This window comes from Metabacillus lacus, assembly GCF_009674805.1.
In the GTDB taxonomy this organism is placed as follows: domain Bacteria; phylum Bacillota; class Bacilli; order Bacillales; family Bacillaceae; genus Metabacillus_C; species Metabacillus_C lacus.
Window position 1 is genome coordinate 33,938 of the sequence record NZ_WKKI01000008.1, and the last position, 18,531, is coordinate 52,468.

General features: G+C 43.6%; 18 protein-coding genes. 4 read left to right on the forward strand and 14 right to left on the reverse strand.

What is annotated here, in order from left to right; all coding sequences use genetic code 11:
- Positions 1-93: 93 nt before the first annotated feature.
- From GJU40_RS06730 to GJU40_RS06775, 10 genes are all read right to left on the reverse strand, one after another.
- Positions 94-1,611, reverse strand: a complete 1,518-nt coding sequence (locus GJU40_RS06730) for an aldehyde dehydrogenase family protein (protein ID WP_154306989.1) — start codon at positions 1,609-1,611, stop codon at positions 94-96.
- A 31-nt stretch (positions 1,612-1,642) separates the two neighbouring features.
- Complete coding sequence (locus GJU40_RS06735; protein WP_154306990.1) at positions 1,643-2,416, reverse strand: enoyl-CoA hydratase-related protein; 774 nt, start codon at positions 2,414-2,416, stop codon at positions 1,643-1,645.
- A gap of 14 nt (positions 2,417-2,430) precedes the next feature.
- Positions 2,431-3,210 (reverse strand): enoyl-CoA hydratase/isomerase family protein, encoded by a 780-nt coding sequence (locus GJU40_RS06740; RefSeq protein ID WP_154307054.1) that lies wholly within the window; start codon positions 3,208-3,210, stop codon positions 2,431-2,433.
- Positions 3,203-3,511 carry an EthD family reductase gene (locus GJU40_RS06745; RefSeq protein ID WP_154306991.1) on the reverse strand — a complete coding sequence of 103 codons (309 nt, stop codon included), beginning with the start codon at positions 3,509-3,511 and terminating at the stop codon, positions 3,203-3,205. The genes GJU40_RS06740 and GJU40_RS06745 overlap by 8 nt, the downstream gene beginning before the upstream one ends.
- A gap of 70 nt (positions 3,512-3,581) precedes the next feature.
- The gene (gene paaD / locus GJU40_RS06750) at positions 3,582-4,049 is read right to left on the reverse strand and encodes a 1,2-phenylacetyl-CoA epoxidase subunit PaaD (RefSeq protein WP_154307055.1); all 468 of its coding nucleotides are present in this window, start codon (positions 4,047-4,049) and stop codon (positions 3,582-3,584) included.
- Positions 4,050-4,081: 32 nt separating this feature from the next.
- Positions 4,082-4,900 (reverse strand): 1,2-phenylacetyl-CoA epoxidase subunit PaaC, encoded by an 819-nt coding sequence (paaC, locus tag GJU40_RS06755; RefSeq protein ID WP_154306992.1) that lies wholly within the window; start codon positions 4,898-4,900, stop codon positions 4,082-4,084.
- Entirely contained in the window at positions 4,897-5,244 is a 348-nt protein-coding gene (paaB, locus tag GJU40_RS06760) for a 1,2-phenylacetyl-CoA epoxidase subunit PaaB (protein ID WP_154307056.1), read from the reverse strand. Before paaB ends, paaC begins: the two co-directional genes overlap by 4 nt.
- Before the next feature lie 13 nt (positions 5,245-5,257).
- The gene (gene paaA, locus GJU40_RS06765; protein ID WP_154306993.1) at positions 5,258-6,232 is read right to left on the reverse strand and encodes a 1,2-phenylacetyl-CoA epoxidase subunit PaaA; all 975 of its coding nucleotides are present in this window, start codon (positions 6,230-6,232) and stop codon (positions 5,258-5,260) included.
- Between the two features lie 14 nt (positions 6,233-6,246).
- On the reverse strand, positions 6,247-7,572 hold the full coding sequence (locus tag GJU40_RS06770; RefSeq protein ID WP_343031439.1) for a phenylacetate--CoA ligase family protein: 1,326 nt from the start codon (positions 7,570-7,572) through the stop codon (positions 6,247-6,249).
- Positions 7,573-7,864: 292 nt separating this feature from the next.
- A complete protein-coding gene (locus tag GJU40_RS06775; protein WP_154306994.1) occupies positions 7,865-8,236 on the reverse strand; it encodes a hypothetical protein in 372 nt (123 codons plus the stop codon).
- Positions 8,237-8,504: 268 nt separating this feature from the next.
- On the opposite strand from GJU40_RS06775, the gene GJU40_RS20820 reads away from it, so the two are divergent.
- The gene (locus GJU40_RS20820; protein ID WP_212029807.1) at positions 8,505-10,391 is read left to right on the forward strand and encodes a collagen-like protein; all 1,887 of its coding nucleotides are present in this window, start codon (positions 8,505-8,507) and stop codon (positions 10,389-10,391) included.
- Between the two features lie 290 nt (positions 10,392-10,681).
- Here the strand turns inward: GJU40_RS20820 and GJU40_RS06785 are convergent, their stop codons facing one another.
- The 4 genes from GJU40_RS06785 to GJU40_RS06795 all read right to left on the reverse strand — a co-directional run bounded on the left by GJU40_RS06785 (position 10,682) and on the right by GJU40_RS06795 (position 13,907).
- Entirely contained in the window at positions 10,682-11,344 is a 663-nt protein-coding gene (locus GJU40_RS06785; protein WP_154306995.1) for an HAD family hydrolase, read from the reverse strand.
- 87 nt (positions 11,345-11,431) lie between these two features.
- The gene (cydS, locus tag GJU40_RS21495; protein WP_425481205.1) at positions 11,432-11,542 is read right to left on the reverse strand and encodes a cytochrome bd oxidase small subunit CydS family protein; all 111 of its coding nucleotides are present in this window, start codon (positions 11,540-11,542) and stop codon (positions 11,432-11,434) included.
- Between the two features lie 12 nt (positions 11,543-11,554).
- Positions 11,555-12,565: a cytochrome d ubiquinol oxidase subunit II gene (locus GJU40_RS06790; protein WP_154306996.1), complete on the reverse strand. Its 1,011-nt coding sequence runs from the start codon at positions 12,563-12,565 to the stop codon at positions 11,555-11,557.
- Between the two features lie 10 nt (positions 12,566-12,575).
- Positions 12,576-13,907: a cytochrome ubiquinol oxidase subunit I gene (locus tag GJU40_RS06795; RefSeq protein ID WP_343031440.1), complete on the reverse strand. Its 1,332-nt coding sequence runs from the start codon at positions 13,905-13,907 to the stop codon at positions 12,576-12,578.
- 987 nt (positions 13,908-14,894) lie between these two features.
- Between GJU40_RS06795 and GJU40_RS06800 the strand changes: the two genes are divergently transcribed.
- The 3 genes from GJU40_RS06800 (at position 14,895) to GJU40_RS06810 (ending at position 18,466) form a co-directional block, all read left to right on the forward strand.
- On the forward strand, positions 14,895-16,151 hold the full coding sequence (locus GJU40_RS06800; RefSeq protein WP_154306997.1) for a mechanosensitive ion channel: 1,257 nt from the start codon (positions 14,895-14,897) through the stop codon (positions 16,149-16,151).
- A 314-nt stretch (positions 16,152-16,465) separates the two neighbouring features.
- Positions 16,466-17,188: a YiiX/YebB-like N1pC/P60 family cysteine hydrolase gene (locus GJU40_RS06805; RefSeq protein ID WP_154306998.1), complete on the forward strand. Its 723-nt coding sequence runs from the start codon at positions 16,466-16,468 to the stop codon at positions 17,186-17,188.
- 90 nt (positions 17,189-17,278) lie between these two features.
- Complete coding sequence (locus GJU40_RS06810) at positions 17,279-18,466, forward strand: hypothetical protein (RefSeq protein WP_154306999.1); 1,188 nt, start codon at positions 17,279-17,281, stop codon at positions 18,464-18,466.
- The last annotated feature ends 65 nt before the right edge of the window (positions 18,467-18,531 follow it).

Here is an 18,531-nt window from a genome sequence, read left to right on the forward strand (position 1 = left end):
TTTAACCTCCCCACTTAACCAAGTTGGGTATGGGGGTTTTATGGTAGATCACGATAAAAAAGCAGGCACCTGATCAGGTGCCCGCTTCAGCTGCTACAGATTAAACGGGTTGAGCGGGCGGCTGCCATAGTAAGAAACAATACTCTTTGTTTCCGTATACAAATCCAGCGTTTCAATGCACAGCTCTCTGCCGAAGCCTGATTGTTTGTACCCTCCAAAAGGTGTGCCTGGGAACGCAGAAAATGGACAGTTTACCATCACAATGCCAGCTTGTATCAGCTTGGAGACACGTGTTGCGCGTGCATAATCCTTCGTCCATACTGCTGAACCCAGACCATAATCACTATTATTCGCCAGCTGAACAGCCTCTTTTTCATCCTTAAATTTCATCACAACTGCAACCGGGCCGAATATTTCCTCGCGCACCGCTTTCATACCATGATTCACTTCTGCAAGTATCGTCGGCTCATACCAGTGGCCGTTCTCAAAACCTTCTACAGAAGCTCTTTTTCCTCCGGTTAAGACCCTAGCTCCGTCTTCCTTTGCCGATTGAACGTAGCTGTCAATGACCTGGAGCTGTTCCCTGCTGATGACAGCTCCAATATGGGTGTTTTTATCAGCAGGATTTCCAAGCTGCAGCCTTTTTGTTTTTGCAACAAACTTTTCCATAAACTCTTCATAAATATCCTCATGCACATATAATCTTGAGCGGGCTTCACAGGACTGGCCTGTATTATAAAAGATGCCAAAAAGTGAACCGTCTACTGCAGCATCAATATCGGCATCTTCAAAAATGATGCTGGGAGATTTGCCTCCGAGTTCCAATGTGACTCTTTTCAATGTTTGCGATGCTCTCGACATAATGTCTTTGCCAATTGGCGTGGAGCCTGTAAAAGCTACCTTGTCGACTTTCTCATGTTCTACCAGATAGTTACCTACTTCCGAACCGGAACCCGGAATAATATTTACGACTCCTTCCGGCACGCCTGCTTCTATACAGATTTCCCCAAGAACAATCGCTGTTAATGGGGTCAAAGATGCCGGCTTCACAATAACGGAGCAGCCCGCAGCTATAGCCGGAGCAATTTTCCAGGCTGCCATCATAAGCGGGTAGTTCCATGGAATAATTTGTGCACAAACGCCAACCGGCTCCTTCTCCGTTATGTTTTGAAAGCTGCCCGGGACGCTGTTGACAGCTCCACGGTGGCTGACAAGAGCACCTGCATAAAATTCAAAATCCTCTATTGCCTGCATCACTTGTCCCTGTGCTGCAGAAAGCGATTTTCCAGTATCCAGAATCTCCAGTTCCACCAGTTCATTGAATCTTGCTCTCATAATTGCTGCAATTTTATTTAAGGTTCTGGACCGCTTGTTCACAGGAAACTTTCTCCACTTACCTTGATCAAACGCTTGTCTCGCAGCCTGTACAGCAAGCTCTGCGTCTTTCTTTGAAGCCTTTGCTACTTCTGCGGCTGCCTCTCCGGTAGCCGGATTGTAGACAGTATACGTTTCTCCGCTTTCGCTTTCCTGTCTGACACCATTAATGATCAGCTGATATTTATCCCTTTTTACTTGAAGAGTTTCAAAAGTCGTTTCTTTCACTGTAGCCATGCTTTCATCTCCTCTGTTGGTTTTTGCAGATTTATTTTCCGGTAAATAGAGGCTTTCTCTTTTCAATAAAAGACTGTACTCCTTCACGGTGGTCATCTGTTTTGCCTGCAATTCTCTGAGCCTGGGCATCTCTTTCCAAAAACTCCTGATAGGTGGATGACCAGCTTGCTCTCAAATTCCTCTTGATCAGGCCGACTGCTTTTGTAGGCAGTTTTGCCAGTCTGTCTGCAAACAGAGAAACATCCTCTTCCCAGCTTTCATGAGAATACACTTCTGTTACCAAACCTACATTCAGAGCCTTTTCAGCCGAAACTTTTTCTCCAAACACGGCAAGCTCGAGTGCTTTTGCATGACCAATGATTCTTGGGAGAAAGTATAGATTCCCTGCGTCAGGGACGAGCCCGACATGGATAAATGCCTCAACAAAACTGGCTTTTTCCGAAGCTACCCTAAAGTCGCAGGAAAGTGCCAGGCTCATGCCTGCCCCTGCTGCGACGCCATTCACAGCAGCAACGATTGGTTTCTCGCAGCGTTCAATTTCAAGCAGCATCGGATTGTACCTGCTTCGGAGCACTTCACCGTGATCCATGTTCTCCGATACTCCTCCAAGGTCCTCTCCTGAACAAAAAGCTTTTCCCGCTCCTGTTACCACGAGTACCCTGACACTGTCGTCACGGGAAGCAGCTTTTACAGCGGAGCCAAGATCCTTGTTCAGCTGTTCTGTAAAAGCATTGTAAGTTTCAGGTCTGTTCAGCGTAATATAGGCCGTGGCATTCCGAACTTCATACAGGACTGTTTCATACAAAACTATGTACCTCCTTATCTGCCTTTAAAATGCGGCACTCTCTTTTCTTTAAAAGCCGCCATGCCTTCTTTCTGATCCTCGGAGGAGAAAAGCAGATAGAAGTTTTTTCGTTCGAACTGCATTCCCTCATACAGGGAATGATCTACGGCTTTCAGCACGGATTCCTTGATTAGCCGGACTGCAAGCGGCGCTTGTTTGCCGAGCGCGGCAGCAAATTTCATTGTTTCCTCCATCAGCACTTCATCTGCAAATACCTCATTGACGATCCCATATTTGTGCGCTTCTTGTGCGCTGATTCTTTTTCCGGTCATCAGCCATTCCATTGCCTTTGTTTTGCCAAGCAGCTTGGTAAGCCGCTGTGTACCGCCTGCACCCGGCATGATTCCGAGCTGAACCTCGGGAAAACCGAATGAAGCTGTTTCTGCAGCAAACAGCATGTCACAGCATAGGGCGAGCTCGAATGCTCCGCCAAGCGCAAAACCGTGAACTGCCCCAATGACCGGTTTTTTTATGCATGCCAGCCGGTCCCAATCTGTAAATTGATTCATCATTTCCAGGGAAACGGTATCCTCATGCATCATTTCGTCTATATCTGCACCTGCTGCAAACGCCCTTCCGCGTCCTGTTAATACGATGACTCTTACCCCTTCATCTGCATCAAAATGCTCCATTGCATGGAGGATTTCTCCCACCATCTGTCTGTTAAGCGCGTTCAGCACGCGGGGCCGGTTCAGTTCAATGGAACCGACTCCCTCAGCCTCAGATACTACAATGCACTGATACTCTCTACTCATCAACTTCTTCACCGATCATCAGCGTAATGAGGTCACCGGCAAATTTCATTGCATCCTTTCCAGAAGCTTTGCCTTCATCCGTTTTCATGGCTGCTTTTAAAGCGTCATGGCTGTCGTAGTACATCTCGCACATAAGATAGTACTTTCCTTCGCCGCCCATCGGACTTCCTGTAATCCTGGTCACTTCCATTTTTCTCAATCCTGGAATTTTAGCCGTAAGAGGTCCGTGTGTTTCAAAATAATGCTGATCAAACGCCTCCTTGTTTTCAGGATGCTTATATAGTGCAATCATTTTTACCATTTTTCTCTCTCCTTTTTCATTTTTATTCTGTCACGGATGATGTCCGTGGGACAGTTGGAAATGGATTCTACTACATGAGGGTGGAGATCGGTTTCATTGCCTCAAAGGGATTTCGGCAGCTTTTGCAATATAGGATGCTTCTGCATGCCGTTGGTCCGAATAAGTTCTCCATTGTCGTATAGGTTGATCCACAGTAAGGGCAGTCTGCCTGCCACTCTCCTGTCTCAGTCATATGCCTTGGCGGAGGTGCAATGCCAAATTCCTTTAACCTGGCTCTTCCTGTATCGGTTACTCTGTCAGAAGTCCAAGGCGGGTGAAAAATAAACAGTACCTCCGCGGGGGGTGCTCCCTCCACCTTCATTAAAGCGAGCTCAACATTTTTTTTTATAATATCCAGCGCCGGACAGCCCATAAAAGTTGGCAGCAGTTTGATCACCGCTCTATCTTCTCTCAGCTCAAACTCCTCCAGCATGCCCAGTTCAATAATTGAAATACTGTCAATTTCCGGGTCTTTGACAGAATGAAGAGCGATCAGCATTCTTTCTTTTAACGTCACTATTCATCATTCCTTTACCAGCTCGCGGACCGATCCAGGCGGTAAACTTCGCTGAGCGTATTCAGAGCTGTTTGAAGATCTTCTGTATGCTCGCCGTTTCTACCATCTCCTGACATCATCAAGAATTGAGAAGGCATATTGTACTGCAGCTCCTGAAAAACAGGCTTCATCATCGTGATCCAGGCGCTTTTAAGCCCTTCCTCCCCTGAAATCAGCCCCAGGCTGTTCATGATCTCTCCCTTTTCTCCAAGAGAGAAAATTCCCCCGAGCTCCTGGAAGACTTCTTCCGCAGCTTTTTCCATTCTCTTTCTTGCTTCTCCTCCTGCTTTCATCAACTGTGAAAACCATGTTTTCCAATGCAGCAAATGGTAAAACAGTTCCATATTTACTTTTACGGCTGCTTCCGAAAGCGGCTGATAAGAGCTGGATTTGAGGCTGTCTATTTTGACCTTCTTTCCTGCTGTGTAAAAATAGTTCCTGACTACGGTAAAAGCCCAATCATATTGCGGCTCAATCAAATAGGTGCCGGGTCCGTTCACTTTTTCAAGCAAAATAGCATTCTTTCTTTCTTCTGCCGGCCTGGCGTGTGCAAGGGTATCCGCGCTTCCCTCACCCAGTTCCTCCAAAAGTCCGTAAAACATGGCGGCGTGACCCATCGTGTCCTGGCTGATGGAAGAAAACGCAACATCTTCTTCAATATGCGGCGCCAGCCCCAGCCACTCTGACCCCCGGTATGACAGAATAAAGTCGTCATCCGCCAATTGAAAGAGAAGCTGTGCTGCTGCGCTGCGGAAATGTTCATCAATCAAAGCATCTTGTAAAGATTTCTTCATGATTCCTGCTTCCCTCCCCATGACAGAATCTCTTTTTCATCCAGCATCTCCTGTTCATAGTGCCGCCACTTTTTCTTCAAGTATCCATAGCCCTTTGTGTTGCGGTAGTCTTTGTTATCCAGCCTTTGCAGAGACTGCCTTTCTTCCCTATCCATCTTTCGAATATCGCTGCGCTTTACAACCCAAATATCCGCAACAGGCTCGCGTCTCATAAAATTCTCCTGCGCCATCACCAGAGCGAGCTCATGATTAGGAGCCAGCAGCGAAAATTGATATTGCAAAGGCGAAGTATCACTTCGTTTGCTGAAAACCTCAAATTCCTGGTAAAAGCCTTTGCCCGTCATATTCTCTCTCCCTTCAGCCAATGCCCTCTGCCGTGTTTTCGCCGCTTAATGCATCTATAACCCATTTGTTAGATTGATAGGATATCTCACGCAGCCTCAGTCTCTCCTTTGATTTGGGTCCATTGTTTTTGATGATCTGCCTAAACTGGCTCCAGTCCGGCTGCCTGTATTCCCACTCTCCGCTTTCCTTATCAAAGTGCATTGTATTGTCCGGAACCGTCAAGCCAAGGGATAGCACTCTTGGTATATACTTTGAAAAAAAGTCCTGCCTCAGTTCTTCATTGTTTTTGGTCCGGATTTTATACTTCATTGTGATATCCTGCTTGGAGGTTCCCGTTGCAGCAGCATCCTTTGGGCCAAAGAACATCAGCAGCGCTTCCCACCAGCGGTCAATCGAGTCCTGTATCATCACCTTTTGCTCCCGTGTGCCTTCTGCGAGAGCCATGATGATTGCTTCACCATGCTGAGCATGAAAGACTTCTTCCGCGCAAATTCTTTTAAGGGCTCTTGCATAAGGTCCATAAGAGGCTTGAAGCATATTTGTCTGCGTCATAATGGCAGCCCCATCCACAAGCCAGCCAATCAGCCCGGCATCTCCCCATGATTTGGCTTCCATATGGAAAACATTATGAAACTTTAAATCTCCTGACAGCAGATCCTCAATAAGATTCTCACGGGTTTTCCCAAGCGGCTTCATTAAATCTTCCGTTACCCTGAGAAGAAGCTGTCCATGCCCCATTTCATCCTGTACTTTAGCCATAATGCCCAGTTTCCTTTTCAGCGTAGGAGCCTTTGGAACCCATTCTTTTTCAGGCAGCGCCCCCATAATCTCGCTGATTGCGTGCATGGATATCAATTTAATCAATGTCATTCTGTATTCATCAGGCATCCAGTCATCAGCCTCAATTTTCTCGCCCGCTTCAATTCTTTCCATAAAGCGCTGGAGCTTGGCTTCCTCTGAGTTGCTGTTTGAAAGGGAATGTTCCATCTCATATTTCCTCCCTACAGTGTTAATTCTTCTTTCGTTTTATCCAGAATTCTGACAGCTTTTCCTTCAGACCTCGGAATTGTTTTTGGTTTGTGCACTTTTACTTCAACAGAAATCAGGCATTGGCTTTTCAGATCCGACCCCACTCTCTGCTGCAGCAGAGCAGAGGAATCAGCGTGGAGAATTTCGCCGATACCCTTAAAATACGCTTCTGTCATTTCCACATGAATTTCCAGGACTTTAAGGGACCTTTTTTTCAGAATCTGAATTTGATAGTGGGGGCTGAGCTCCGGATTCTGCAGCAGACAGTGCTCAATTTGAGAAGGAAACACATTGACGCCGTTAATAATCAGCATGTCATCCAATCGGCCCTTCACTCTTGACATCCTGCTGGTTGTTCTTCCGCAAAGGCATTTTTCCCTTGTGATGGAAGCAATGTCCCCCGTCCGGTAGCGGATGACAGGAAAACCTTCTTTCGTAAGGCTGGTAAAAACCAGTTCTCCGTCCTGTCCATCTGGTACAGGTTTGAGGGTTTTCGGATGTATGACTTCTGCATAAAAATGGTCTTCTGCAAGATGAAGTCCGTCTTGAGCTTCATGGCATTCATTTGCCACGCCTGGTCCAATCACTTCACTCAGCCCATAAATATCGCATGCTTTGATCCCGAACTTATCTTGAAGCGTCTTTCTCATTTCCTCAGACCATGGTTCAGCTCCAAAAATGCCATATTTTAAAGAAGTTTCTCGCGGATTCAGCCCCATTTCCTCCATACATTCAGCAATGGTCAGAACGTAGGAAGGAGTGCCGCATATGATCTCTGGTTTGAAATCAGAAATCAGCATGACCTGCCGCCGGGTATTTCCCCCTGAAACAGGAACAGTCAGCATTCCAAGCTTTTCGCTGCCGTAATGAATGCCTAATCCCCCAGTAAACAAACCATAGCCGTAAGCATTGTGCAGCATGTTTCCGGGCTCTCCCCCTGAAAGTGCTATTGCGCGTGCTGCAAGCTCGCTCCAAGTTTCTATGTCCTTTTTTGTATAACCTGCCACTGTCGGTTTACCGCTTGTTCCTGAGGAAGCATGAATTCTAGCCAGTTCACTTTTAGGCACTGCAAGCATGCCAAAAGGATAAGAATCCCGCAGGTTCTGTTTCGTGGTAAAAGGAAGCGCTTCCAAATCTTTTAAACTTTCAAATCCCTTTACTTCTGTTCTTAGCTCAACCCATTTATTTCTGTAAAAGGGCACACGTGCTGCTGTATAAGACAGGGTGAGTTTAAGGCGCTGAAGCTGCAGTATTTCAATTTCCTCGCGGCTTTGTGTTTCAAAGCTGTGGAGAATCACCTCTCCACCCCCTAATCCTTATTTATATAACGTATATTATTCGTTACATACTATAAGTGTTATACTAATGTAAATCTAAGATAACCCTTTATGTGGAAAAAGTCAATTATTTTTCAGAAAATTTAAATATAATTTGTGGATAGCGGACATGTGGAGGTTCTTTGTGGAAGTAATCTGCGGGGATCTTCCTTTAAAGTGAGGATGCTGGCTGACCTCACTATTTTTCTGTGGGATGAAATTGGATCAGCCAGCAATTCAGCTAGTAAAACTTGCTGCAATGAATTTCACTTCTTCAATGCACTCCTATAAGCATGAAAACGGCTGCTAAACTGCCAATCAGCAATAAAGTTAACCCTAAATAGAGAAGTAATCTCCCATAACGCACTAGTGATAGAATGTTAACAAAGAGAAAATATAGCATGGCAAAAGATAAGATAAACAGGGAAAACTCCCAGGCCTCTTCACTCTTTAGCATCGCCTCAGAATTAATATATAACTCCAGCTGCTGATTCAAAGAGATCGGAGCAGTGATTGTACTGAGAATGATTATAGGCACAAAAATGATTCCCAATATATTCAACAGCCTTCTGACCGACATATCTTTTTTGGGAGATGTGATAGCTGCAGGCTGAATTGGCTCGTTACGTTGATATTTTACTTCCATGTCATTCCTCCTCTTGAGTGTGTATACGCTTTTCCGCTTTTAAAGTTTCATTTACTAATTTCTATATAAAATTTACGTTATCTTTTCTTTATTGCTATTCAGTCTGCAGAAGCAATCTTTTCCCCCAATCAAAAAATGATACATTCTATGAAGAAATACACCTGAAGTAATGATCCTTAATGTCCAAGCAATTCTTTACACCTCACCATATGATAGAGCGAACCTCTTTACAAGAGGAACTCCACTATCTTAAAAGGAAGTGAAAGAATTGGCATTTTTATCAACCGGGCCTATTGAAAACAGTCCAGTCAGCGGAGTAAGGCCCAGCCAAACGCTAACAGTAAAGTTTGTCAATAATAGTACTGTCTCCTCTTCATCCGTTCTAATAGAGGGTTATGTATTAAATGGAACCCGAACACTTTATGTACTAGAACTTTTAGCACTTTCTCCTAACCAGGTTGTCACAAGAAATTATTTTGCCAATTTAAATGCATTTGAGTTTCAATTCACAGTAAGCGGAGCAGCTGAGAATGAAACTGAAATCTCTGTATGGGGAAGGAACGCCGCAGGACAGTTGGTCGCAGCACACAGGTTAGTATCTGATGAATTACTGGGTACTGATGCTGGTGCTACCGGCGCTACTGGAGTGACTGGTCCTACTGGAGCGACTGGTCCTACTGGAGCGACTGGTCCTACTGGAGCGACTGGGTCTGCTGGAGCAACTGGCGTTACGGGACCTACTGGCGAGACTGGAGCAACAGGCGCTACGGGACCTACTGGCGAGACTGGAGCAACAGGCGCTACGGGACCTACCGGCGATACTGGAGCAACAGGCGCGAGGGGACCTACTGGCGATACTGGAGCAACAGGCGCTACGGGACCTATAGGCGATACTGGAGCAACAGGCGCTACTGGACCTACCGGCGAGACTGGAGCAACAGGCGCTACTGGACCTACTGGCGATACTGGAGCAACAGGCGCTAATGGACCTACCGGCGAGACTGGAGCAACAGGCACTACTGGACCTACCGGCGAGACTGGAGCAACAGGCGCTACTGGACCTACCGGCGAGACTGGGCCAACCGGCGAGACTGGACCTACCGGGCCTACTGGACCTACAGGTTTTACTGGACCTACTGGCGACACAGGACCAACAGGCGTTACTGGACCTACTGGCGACACTGGGCCTACCGGGCCTACTGGACCTACAGGTTTCACTGGACCTACTGGCGACACAGGACCAACCGGCGTGACCGGACCTACTGGCCCCGGCATCTTTGAGTGGGGACAAGAGACCATATTTTGGGCAGATTCTAAGGCACCTGGACCTGGCACAGGGACACCAGAGGATCCATTTAATTCACTGCAGGCTGCCATAACTGCTGCAACTTCGAGCTCATATGCCGTACAGTTTGGAATGAGAGCACGACTGATTATCCTGATTGCGGCTGACTCCGCCTTTGATGAGGACATTGTGATTCCTCCAGCAAGACACGTTCAGCTGCTAGGTCTAGGACCATGGGAACTGGGTAATTCGCAGGGAGTTAATTTTTCTTCCACCGTTCCGAGAAATGTGACGATTCAGACCAACCCTGCTTTGGAGGACTCTTACACTTCACAAGGGCCTCAGTTTGTAGCAAGGCCCGTAACCGTTATAGGGACATTTGACAATGGTACTTCCGTAAGCACCCATACGAATTATACAAATGGTGCCATCATCAGTGGAAATATCTCGTTTGAAAATGTAGCTGTGGGAGATCCATTTACAACAATTGAATTTCAGCTGCATAATGCTAATGTAGTGGGAAGCATCTTACAGGCAGGCCACCAAGGGCAGTTAAATACGTATATTTATAACTCGCGAATCAATAGTGCCACTCACACTGGATTAAGAATTCAGCGCATGATTGACAGCCGATCTGATGGCACTATAACAGGAGCAGTTTACAGCGAAATTTCAAACTCTTTTATTAATGGAAGCGTAAATCTCAATGCAACTTTCGATGTACCGCCAAGAGGCATTTTCAGTACTCAGTTCGGTGCAATTCAATGGAACGGCAGCCTGGTGCTTGACACATCTTCCAATTATTATTTTGTGACTAATGGAGCAACCCTCGTTACTGGAACGAAAACAATTTTATTCAGTATTGCTTAAAAAAAAAGAGTTAGCAAAAGTAATAAGCTAGGATGCTTAACTTGTGCACATGCTATATAAAATCCCTTTCACCCGCAAATATAAAACAGCTTGGGACATTGTATACCTAAGCTGTTTTTTTATCATCTCATTACTTTTATATCTCCTTATCTCCGCCATTCAATGACATCTCTTCCAACAGCTGTATGATTCTATCATTCTGTTCTATCATTCTCTTGTTTTGAGTATTAAATTTTGAAAAGTCAAAAGAAAAAATTAATAAAAAGATTACTAAAATAAAACTCATTTCTTCATTGCTCCCTTCTATTCAAATAGTCTAAGATCTCATACAGTTCTTCCACTACGATTTGTGCTTTGCATTCTCCCCAAAAAGCGTCTCTCTTCCAGACACCTGTCATTCCGGCTGATTCGGCAGCTCTTACATCATTAACTGGATGGTCTCCCACGAATAAGCACTGATGTGGTTCTACTTCAAGATACGTAGCCGCTAAGTGAAAGATTTCCTGATTCGGCTTTCTCATGCCGACCGTTTCTGAAACCAGAATACTATCAAAAAAGCCTTCTATTCCCAAAGCCTTTATATTGGCCAATTGAAACCCGCTTTTCCCGTTTGTGATTACCCCGAGCTTCATTCCCATTTGCCTCAGCTTTTGAAGAGTTTCAAATAGCCTTGGAAAAGCTATGCAGAATCTTGGAAAGTTTTCTAGATAATCCTGTAGAAGCTCTTCAGCAGAAAGCCCCTGTATATTCCATTCCTCAATCAGCTTTTGATAGACTATATCCTTCCAGACATAACCCCTGTCATCAAGGATGGTGAATGTATCTAAAAACATCTTTTCGGGAATATGTTTGAACTCTGTAATCCTGCTGTGCTGATTTTTTAAAAAAGCCTGCAGAGTAGTATGCCGGTCAAGCATGGTCCCATCAAGATCAAACAATACAGCTTTTATCAAAGAAGTTCCCCCCTTTTCCTTATTCAAAGTGTACCATTTTTATCCATCGAAATTGCTTAATAAAAAAAAGGCCGGAGCGGCCTCTTTCTATCCCTTGTATTTTTCATCTCCCTTAGCTCCCCACCAAAACAGCAGGACAACTGCAAGGATGACTACAACAAATGGCGCAACCATGATCAGCCAGAAGTTTATGTCCATTGAATTCCCTCCTTATTTTCCCTGTACATATTTATTGTTGAATAAAAACAGCCTCATCAGCAGATACAGTGATGGAATCAGCATCAACAGCCCTCCTATAAAGGCTGTTACCAATGCTGTTGCCATCGCAGGATTGGTAAAACTGCTGTAGATTGTCAGGTATGGATACAGTATGTAGGGAAGGTGGGTTGCACCATATCCAAAAAACGCCGCTGCAAACTGCAGCATGACCAGAATAAAAGCAGTTCCGAGGTTTTTTCTTTTCCATAAAAGATAAACTGCTCCGCAGAAGAACAGAAATGACAGGATAAAGATCCAGGCCATGCTTAGCATGTTTTGAAAATGCACAGGGTTATGCCTGCTCAGCGCAAAGAATACGAGAAAGCTTGCCAGAATTGTCGGCAGGCTCCACGTAAGGGCATACTTTCTGACAAGCTCAAATGCAGGTTCATCTTTTGCAGATTTTGCATAGTAAGACAAAAAGAAAGAAGAAATGTACAGAACGCTCACAATCGCCAGCACAACAACCGACCACGAGTACGGACTCGTCAACAAAGCATTGTAATCAATCAGCACCTGTTCATTTTCAACTGTGATAAAACCTCCTTCTGAGAGGGTTAGCACGACTGACAGTGACGCAGGTATAAACAGGCCTGTCATGCCATAGAGAAATTGAAAAAAAGTTGTCTGCTTTGCTCCATAATGATGGAACGCGTAATACGCTCCGCGGATTGCAAGCAATATGGTTGCAATGCTTCCCGGTACCAGCAGGGCTGTCCCATAATAGAATGCAGTGTCCGGAAAAAAGCCCACAATCCCTATAAAGAAGAATACCAGGAAAACATTGGTGACCTCCCAGACGGGCGACAAATACCGGTCAATGACCTTGCTGATGACATGATCCTTTTTGGTCAATTTTGCGTAAAAATTATAGAAGCCTGCTCCGAAATCAATTGAGCCAACTATTATATAGCCGTACAGAAAAATCCAAAGGACTGTAATTCCCACTAATTCATAGCTCATCTCATCCCTCCTATTCTATTCCCCGGTCGCGCAGTTCTCTTTCAACAGGATTGGATTTGAACATTTTTCTGATAACGATTACACTCGTCACGGTAAGGAGAATGTATAATGCAGCAAATACCCACAGCATGGTATCTACATGAGCTGCTGTTGTTGCACCTTCTTCCGTTCTCATCAATCCTCTCAAAATCCATGGCTGCCTGCCTCTCTCTGCCATCATCCAGCCCATTTCTATAGCAAGAAATGCCAATGGACCTCCTGCAGCAATGGACCAAAGAAAAGGCTTATTCAATTGATTCAGTTTTCTCGATTTAGACAGTACAACATATAAAATGGATATCAGTGTCAGAAAAATTCCAATTGCAATCATTGTGTCAAAATAATAGTGAATAATCAGCGGAGGCTGTTCATCAACCGGAAACTGATCCAGTCCGATCACTTCCGCTTTCGGATCGCTGTGGGCGAGGATGCTGAGTGCATATGGAACTTCAATTCCGTACTTCACCTCATTGTCTTCCGTTAAATACCCTCCCATGATCAGCGGCGCTTCAGTAGAGGTTTCAAAATGCCATTCTGCGGCTGCCAGTTTTTCAGGCTGATATTCTGCAAGAAACTTTCCGGAAAGATCTCCGATAATCACAGTAGATACAGCGAAAATAGCTGCAGCTGTCATTGTAAGGTGCAGGGCTTTTTTATAGTAAATATGTGTTTTTCCTCTCAAGATCTGAACCGCTGTAATAGATGCCAGCGCAAAAGCTGACGTTAAGTATGCGGAAGAAAGAACATGGCTTACCTTGGTTGGTGTGGCAGGATTAAACATAGCCTGAAGCGGATGCACATCTGTCATCACACCGTCGACAATTGTAAAGCCAATCGGTGTATTCATAAACGCGTTGACAGTTGTAATGAAAAAGCCTGAAGCTGAAGCTCCCAATGCCACTGGAATCAGGAGGAGAAAGTGGTACATGGGATTTTTGAACCTGTCCCATGTGTATAAATAGATTCCCAGAAAGATTGCTTCAAAGAAAAAAGCAAAGGTTTCCATAAATAGCGGCAGTCCGATAGCATGCCCTGCCACCTGCATGAATGACGGCCATAGAAGATTGAGCTGCAGCCCTATCGTCGTGCCTGTCACAACACCGACTGCAACTGTAATGACAAAGCCTCTTGCCCATCTGCGGGCCATCAGCCGGTAATGTTCATCCTTCCTCTTGATGCTCATCCACTCTGCAAGAGCAATCATGATGGGGAAGCCGACTCCAATTGTTGCATAAAGGATATGTACTGCCAGCGTTAAGCCAGTTAAGATTCTGCTGTATAGAACCGGATCATATTCCAGCACAGAAGCCCCTCCTATTATAGTATTAGTATTCTAAATAAAAAGGCCAATCCCATCAAAATAGAAAGTACGATACATAAAGTAATTAACCTCTGCTCATGAACTTCATATTTTTTCATACATTCCCCTCCCTCCTTCCGCCGGCTTTTAAGAGCAGCCAAATCAGTTACCAGGTTCTTTTTTTATGTACAAAACCAATTGCCTTGCTTACGGAAAACAGCAAAGCTACTTTAACAGTGATTTTTCGGCTCCATGAGGAAGAACAATAGCTATAAATCAAACAAGCAGGCAAAAAATCAACCAACCTATCCATCCACCATCTACCCTTTACCCTAAATAAACTGTAAATACCTCATATTCCTTCAATTTCTTTACTTTTTTCGTCGTGCTGTATCGCATAATGTGGTTGTTTAACAATTAAAGGTTCTTTTTTAGGTTATTTGTTGTCCTTTTAGTACCCCTTACTTTCTATATACAATTGGGCGACCTAGTTGAAAGAGTTTCTCCTCATCCAGGACGATTTTTCAACATAAACATTGATAAACGGAAAATTTCCGGCTGCAAACAGAAAATAGTCATATGTAGGGAAAGTAAGAGTAGCTTTTACGCTTATGGAGAAGAAAACTTAGAATTTTATATAATCAAAGGTTCATAGGCGGAATACCTCAGGTTATTGGTGGCTTTTTTCAAGCTACATGTGATTGAAGCGGAAATATTACGTCTATTTTCCACTTGTAAAATTCCTCAAGTTTCAGAGCTCTCTCCCCATTTTCACGATAGATAACTGCTATATTTGATAGCAATTGAGAGCAAATCCACCTTCGTTTACAGGACTATTAACGAAGAAAAACTTCCATTAAAAACCATCCTTTGCATTTACTGACTTCACTGCCGAAACATACCTTACTATTAATATCCCAGAATACTGTTTAAGAAAAAAAGTACAGGGGTAGTTAACTTGTGTACAAAAAGTGAAAAGGAGATGAAAATATGAATGAAGTAAACAACAGCTTGAACAATGTTTTCAACACTATCATTGAAGCAATTCCGCATATTCTAGCGGCTCTCTTGCTTCTCATCCTGGCCTTTATTGTTGCCAGCGTAGTCAGAGCAATTATCGTAAAAGGTTTAAAAAAGATTGGCGTTACACGCGGAATGGTCAGAGCTAAAATGACCCGTTCAGAAGAACAGGCTGAAAATACGTTAAAATCCATAGGAAACGTTCTTTACTTCCTGATTTTTATCCTGTTCCTTCCAAGTATATTGGATGCACTTCAAATGAATTCAGTTGCCCAGCCGATTACAAACATGGTGCAGCAGTTCCTTGCCTATCTTCCTAATATCTTCGCAGCAATTGTCATTCTGCTGATTGGATATTTCGTAGCAAGGCTTATCCGTGACCTGGTATTCAACCTTCTTCAGTCACTGAACATCGACCACTGGTTTGACAAACTGGGAACAAGCACTGCAGATGCTCGTCAGGAATCGAAAATGAACAAGACTACTTTGGCTAAAGTTCTTTCTAATTTTGTCTTTTTCATTGTATTAATACCTATTATTACAGTCGCACTTGAATCATTAAACATTCAATCAATTTCGCAGCCGATTATTTCCGTACTAAATACGGTTTTAAATATGATTCCGAACATTTTTGTGGCGATTATCCTGATCATTGTAGGATATTACCTTGCGAAATTTATCTCTGAGCTTCTTGTCAGCCTGCTTACTCGCACAGGCGTCACGTCTATTTATCAAAGTCTTGGGGCCAGCGATCCAACAAAGTCTAAATTTGACATCAGCAGAGCCATTGGAACAGTTGTCAAAGTACTGATCATTTTATTCTTCACTGTTGAAGCATTAAATGTTCTTCAGTTCCAGGTTCTCAATGAAATTGGAAATGCAGTAATTGGTTATCTGCCAATGATTATTAGCGCCCTGATCATTCTTGGACTTGCGCTGATTGGCGGAAGAATGCTTGAAAATGTAATCAGAAACTACTCAAACAGCCCATTCTCAGCTGCGCTAGTTAAATATATTCTGATTACGTTCGCAGTATTCATGGCTCTAGATCAGCTAGGATTTGCCTCTACAATTGTAAACATTGGATTCCTGCTGATTCTCGGCGCACTAGCAGTCGCTTTCGCCATCTCATTTGGTATTGGAGGGCGTGAATTCGCAAAAAGAAATCTTGAGAGATTTGAAAACAAGATTCAAAGGGACCAAAATACACCAAATAATGGGCAGTAAAGATTAGTCATTCTACAAAAAAAGCGCTTGACAGCAAATGTCAGGCGCTTTTTTTCTGTTCATCAGCTTTTCTTTAAGCCTAATGGCTCTCAATAAAATACTATAATTTAGAAATATATGTTAAAATTGGTATATTCTCCTCTTACTTCGTATCTTCATCGCCTCTTTATCCTATCCAGGGAAATTAAAGTCGTCATCATATTCTCACATTTTCATGACCTTTTCCTCTTTTTTTCCCAAATAGTCCCTTATCTCTATATCATTCAACATACAGCCGCTATAAAATTACCTTATCAAATGAAAGAGGTGATCCTATGAAAAAAGCAATTGCCTGGTCTATGGCGGCATGCATCATCGCCGGTTCCTATTCCCCTGCCCTGGCTGCAGACAAAAACAGCAAATATTACGCAACTGAGATTCTTGCCATGCAGCCTCAGCTGACAGAAGACTCCCTGTTTGAAGATGCAAAAAGTCTTGCCAAAGAGCAAAAAGTAAAAACTGCAGACATTCTTGAAAAAATGTACTTAGAGCTTTCCAATGATGCTAAAAAAGCTGCAGAAGAATCCAGCGGCTTTCAAGCACTAGGAAATGAAGGAGGCTCTATCATCATTGGCAGCAGCACAAAAGGACATATATACTATACGCCATCCGCAACTGCCTATCTTGATCATGGCCATGTGGGCATGTATTACACTTCGTCTACTATTGTAGAGTCAGTGCCGGGGGATGGGGTAAGAACCATTTCCGCCAGTTCACGGAAAGTAGATTCAAAAGCAGTTATAAAATCCGTAAAAACGACCACTGCCAACCGTGATGCAGCAGCAAACTGGGCACGCAGTGAAGTTGGTGAGTCGTACTCCTATAATTTTGCAACAAACCGTTCAACCAGCCATTATGGCGCAAAAAACTGTTCTAAACTTTTATGGTCTGCATATAAGCTGAAATCAGGGCTGGATCTTGATGTAGACGGCGGCCTTGGCGTTTATCCAAGAGATGTGCGTGATTCTAAAGATACCACTTTGGTCAAAACCTTTTAAATGATGCCTAAGGAAAGTAAGCGAATATGTTTAAAAAGCGAATGCTATGTTCGCTTATTTTCCTTTTTCATTATATAGGAGGGATACACATTGAAGAAAACAGCAATCGTTACTATACTGTCAGCAGGACTAGCAGCCGCAGGTTTCTTTTTCTATACTTCATTCGGCGGCAGCACAGCGGTCACTGCCAATAAAGAAGAATATCAGGATCCTGATTTTTTAAAGGACAAGCAAGCTGCCATCTATTTTTCGACTACTGCTGATCAGGATATTGACGGTTCCGGAAAAAGCTATGCTGCTTTTATAGATACATCCGGCAATACACTCAGCATCCAGAAGAAAGGGCTTGAGCTTGGCACGATTGCCCACTCTGATGACACTCTGCTGCTTGAGGATAAACAATCAGTTACTTTATTGGGTCAGCAATATCAGGAGTTTTCTGATAGTAAAGCACAATATACCGGTGAAAGATCAGGTTATCTCCCAAAGGAAAATCTTTTTTTCAGTCTTTATAATTCCGGATTCAATTCAAATGGGGGCTACAATTCGGATGTAAGGTTGATTCGTCCTTCCGGATTAACAACAGGAACTATTCCCCACTATATTACTTCTTCAGGAATCGTCAACGAGGAAGTCATGATTGTGGCACATAATATAGATACCCCCACGGAGTTCTCGCTTAAAAAAGTAAACTTTGAAAAAGAGATTTCACTGGAGGATATTGCAGACTTCACAACAAGCAGCGAGCAGGTCCCTCAGTCACCTGTGCTTGGGGATGGCCGTTATTATTATGTCATCCTGTCAGATTATAAAAATGATCATGATGAAGATGTTCTTCTTTACAGAATCAATCCGGAAACAAAAGAAACTGTGACATTTACTTTGGCACAATACCGCGGTATGGAAGATACCGGAAAAACGATCGTATACAATAACCGAAGATCAGCATATTTACAAGATAATATTCTTTATTATGTAAATGGAATTGGCGACGTATTTGCTTACAACACAATAACAGAGACCAGCGAAAAGGCTTTTTCCTTGCAGGATGTTGAGCAGTCGAGAAGGTCGTATAATGAACAGGCATATTTTACAGAAAACTATCTTCACATTTTTTATTACAGCACTGCAAAAGATACATACTTTATTGACCAATATGATCTGAAATCGGGGGAGCGTGTGAAACAGCAGGAACTACCGGATATGAAAAATATGATGAACAGTATGAATAAAGGCAGAAAGTCAGTGTACTCTTATGATTTCGTTGTTCTTGACTAAACATGTATTCGACCTAAATGAATAGGAAAAGATTGTTCTCTTTGAAAAAGTGTTAAGGCGCCTTG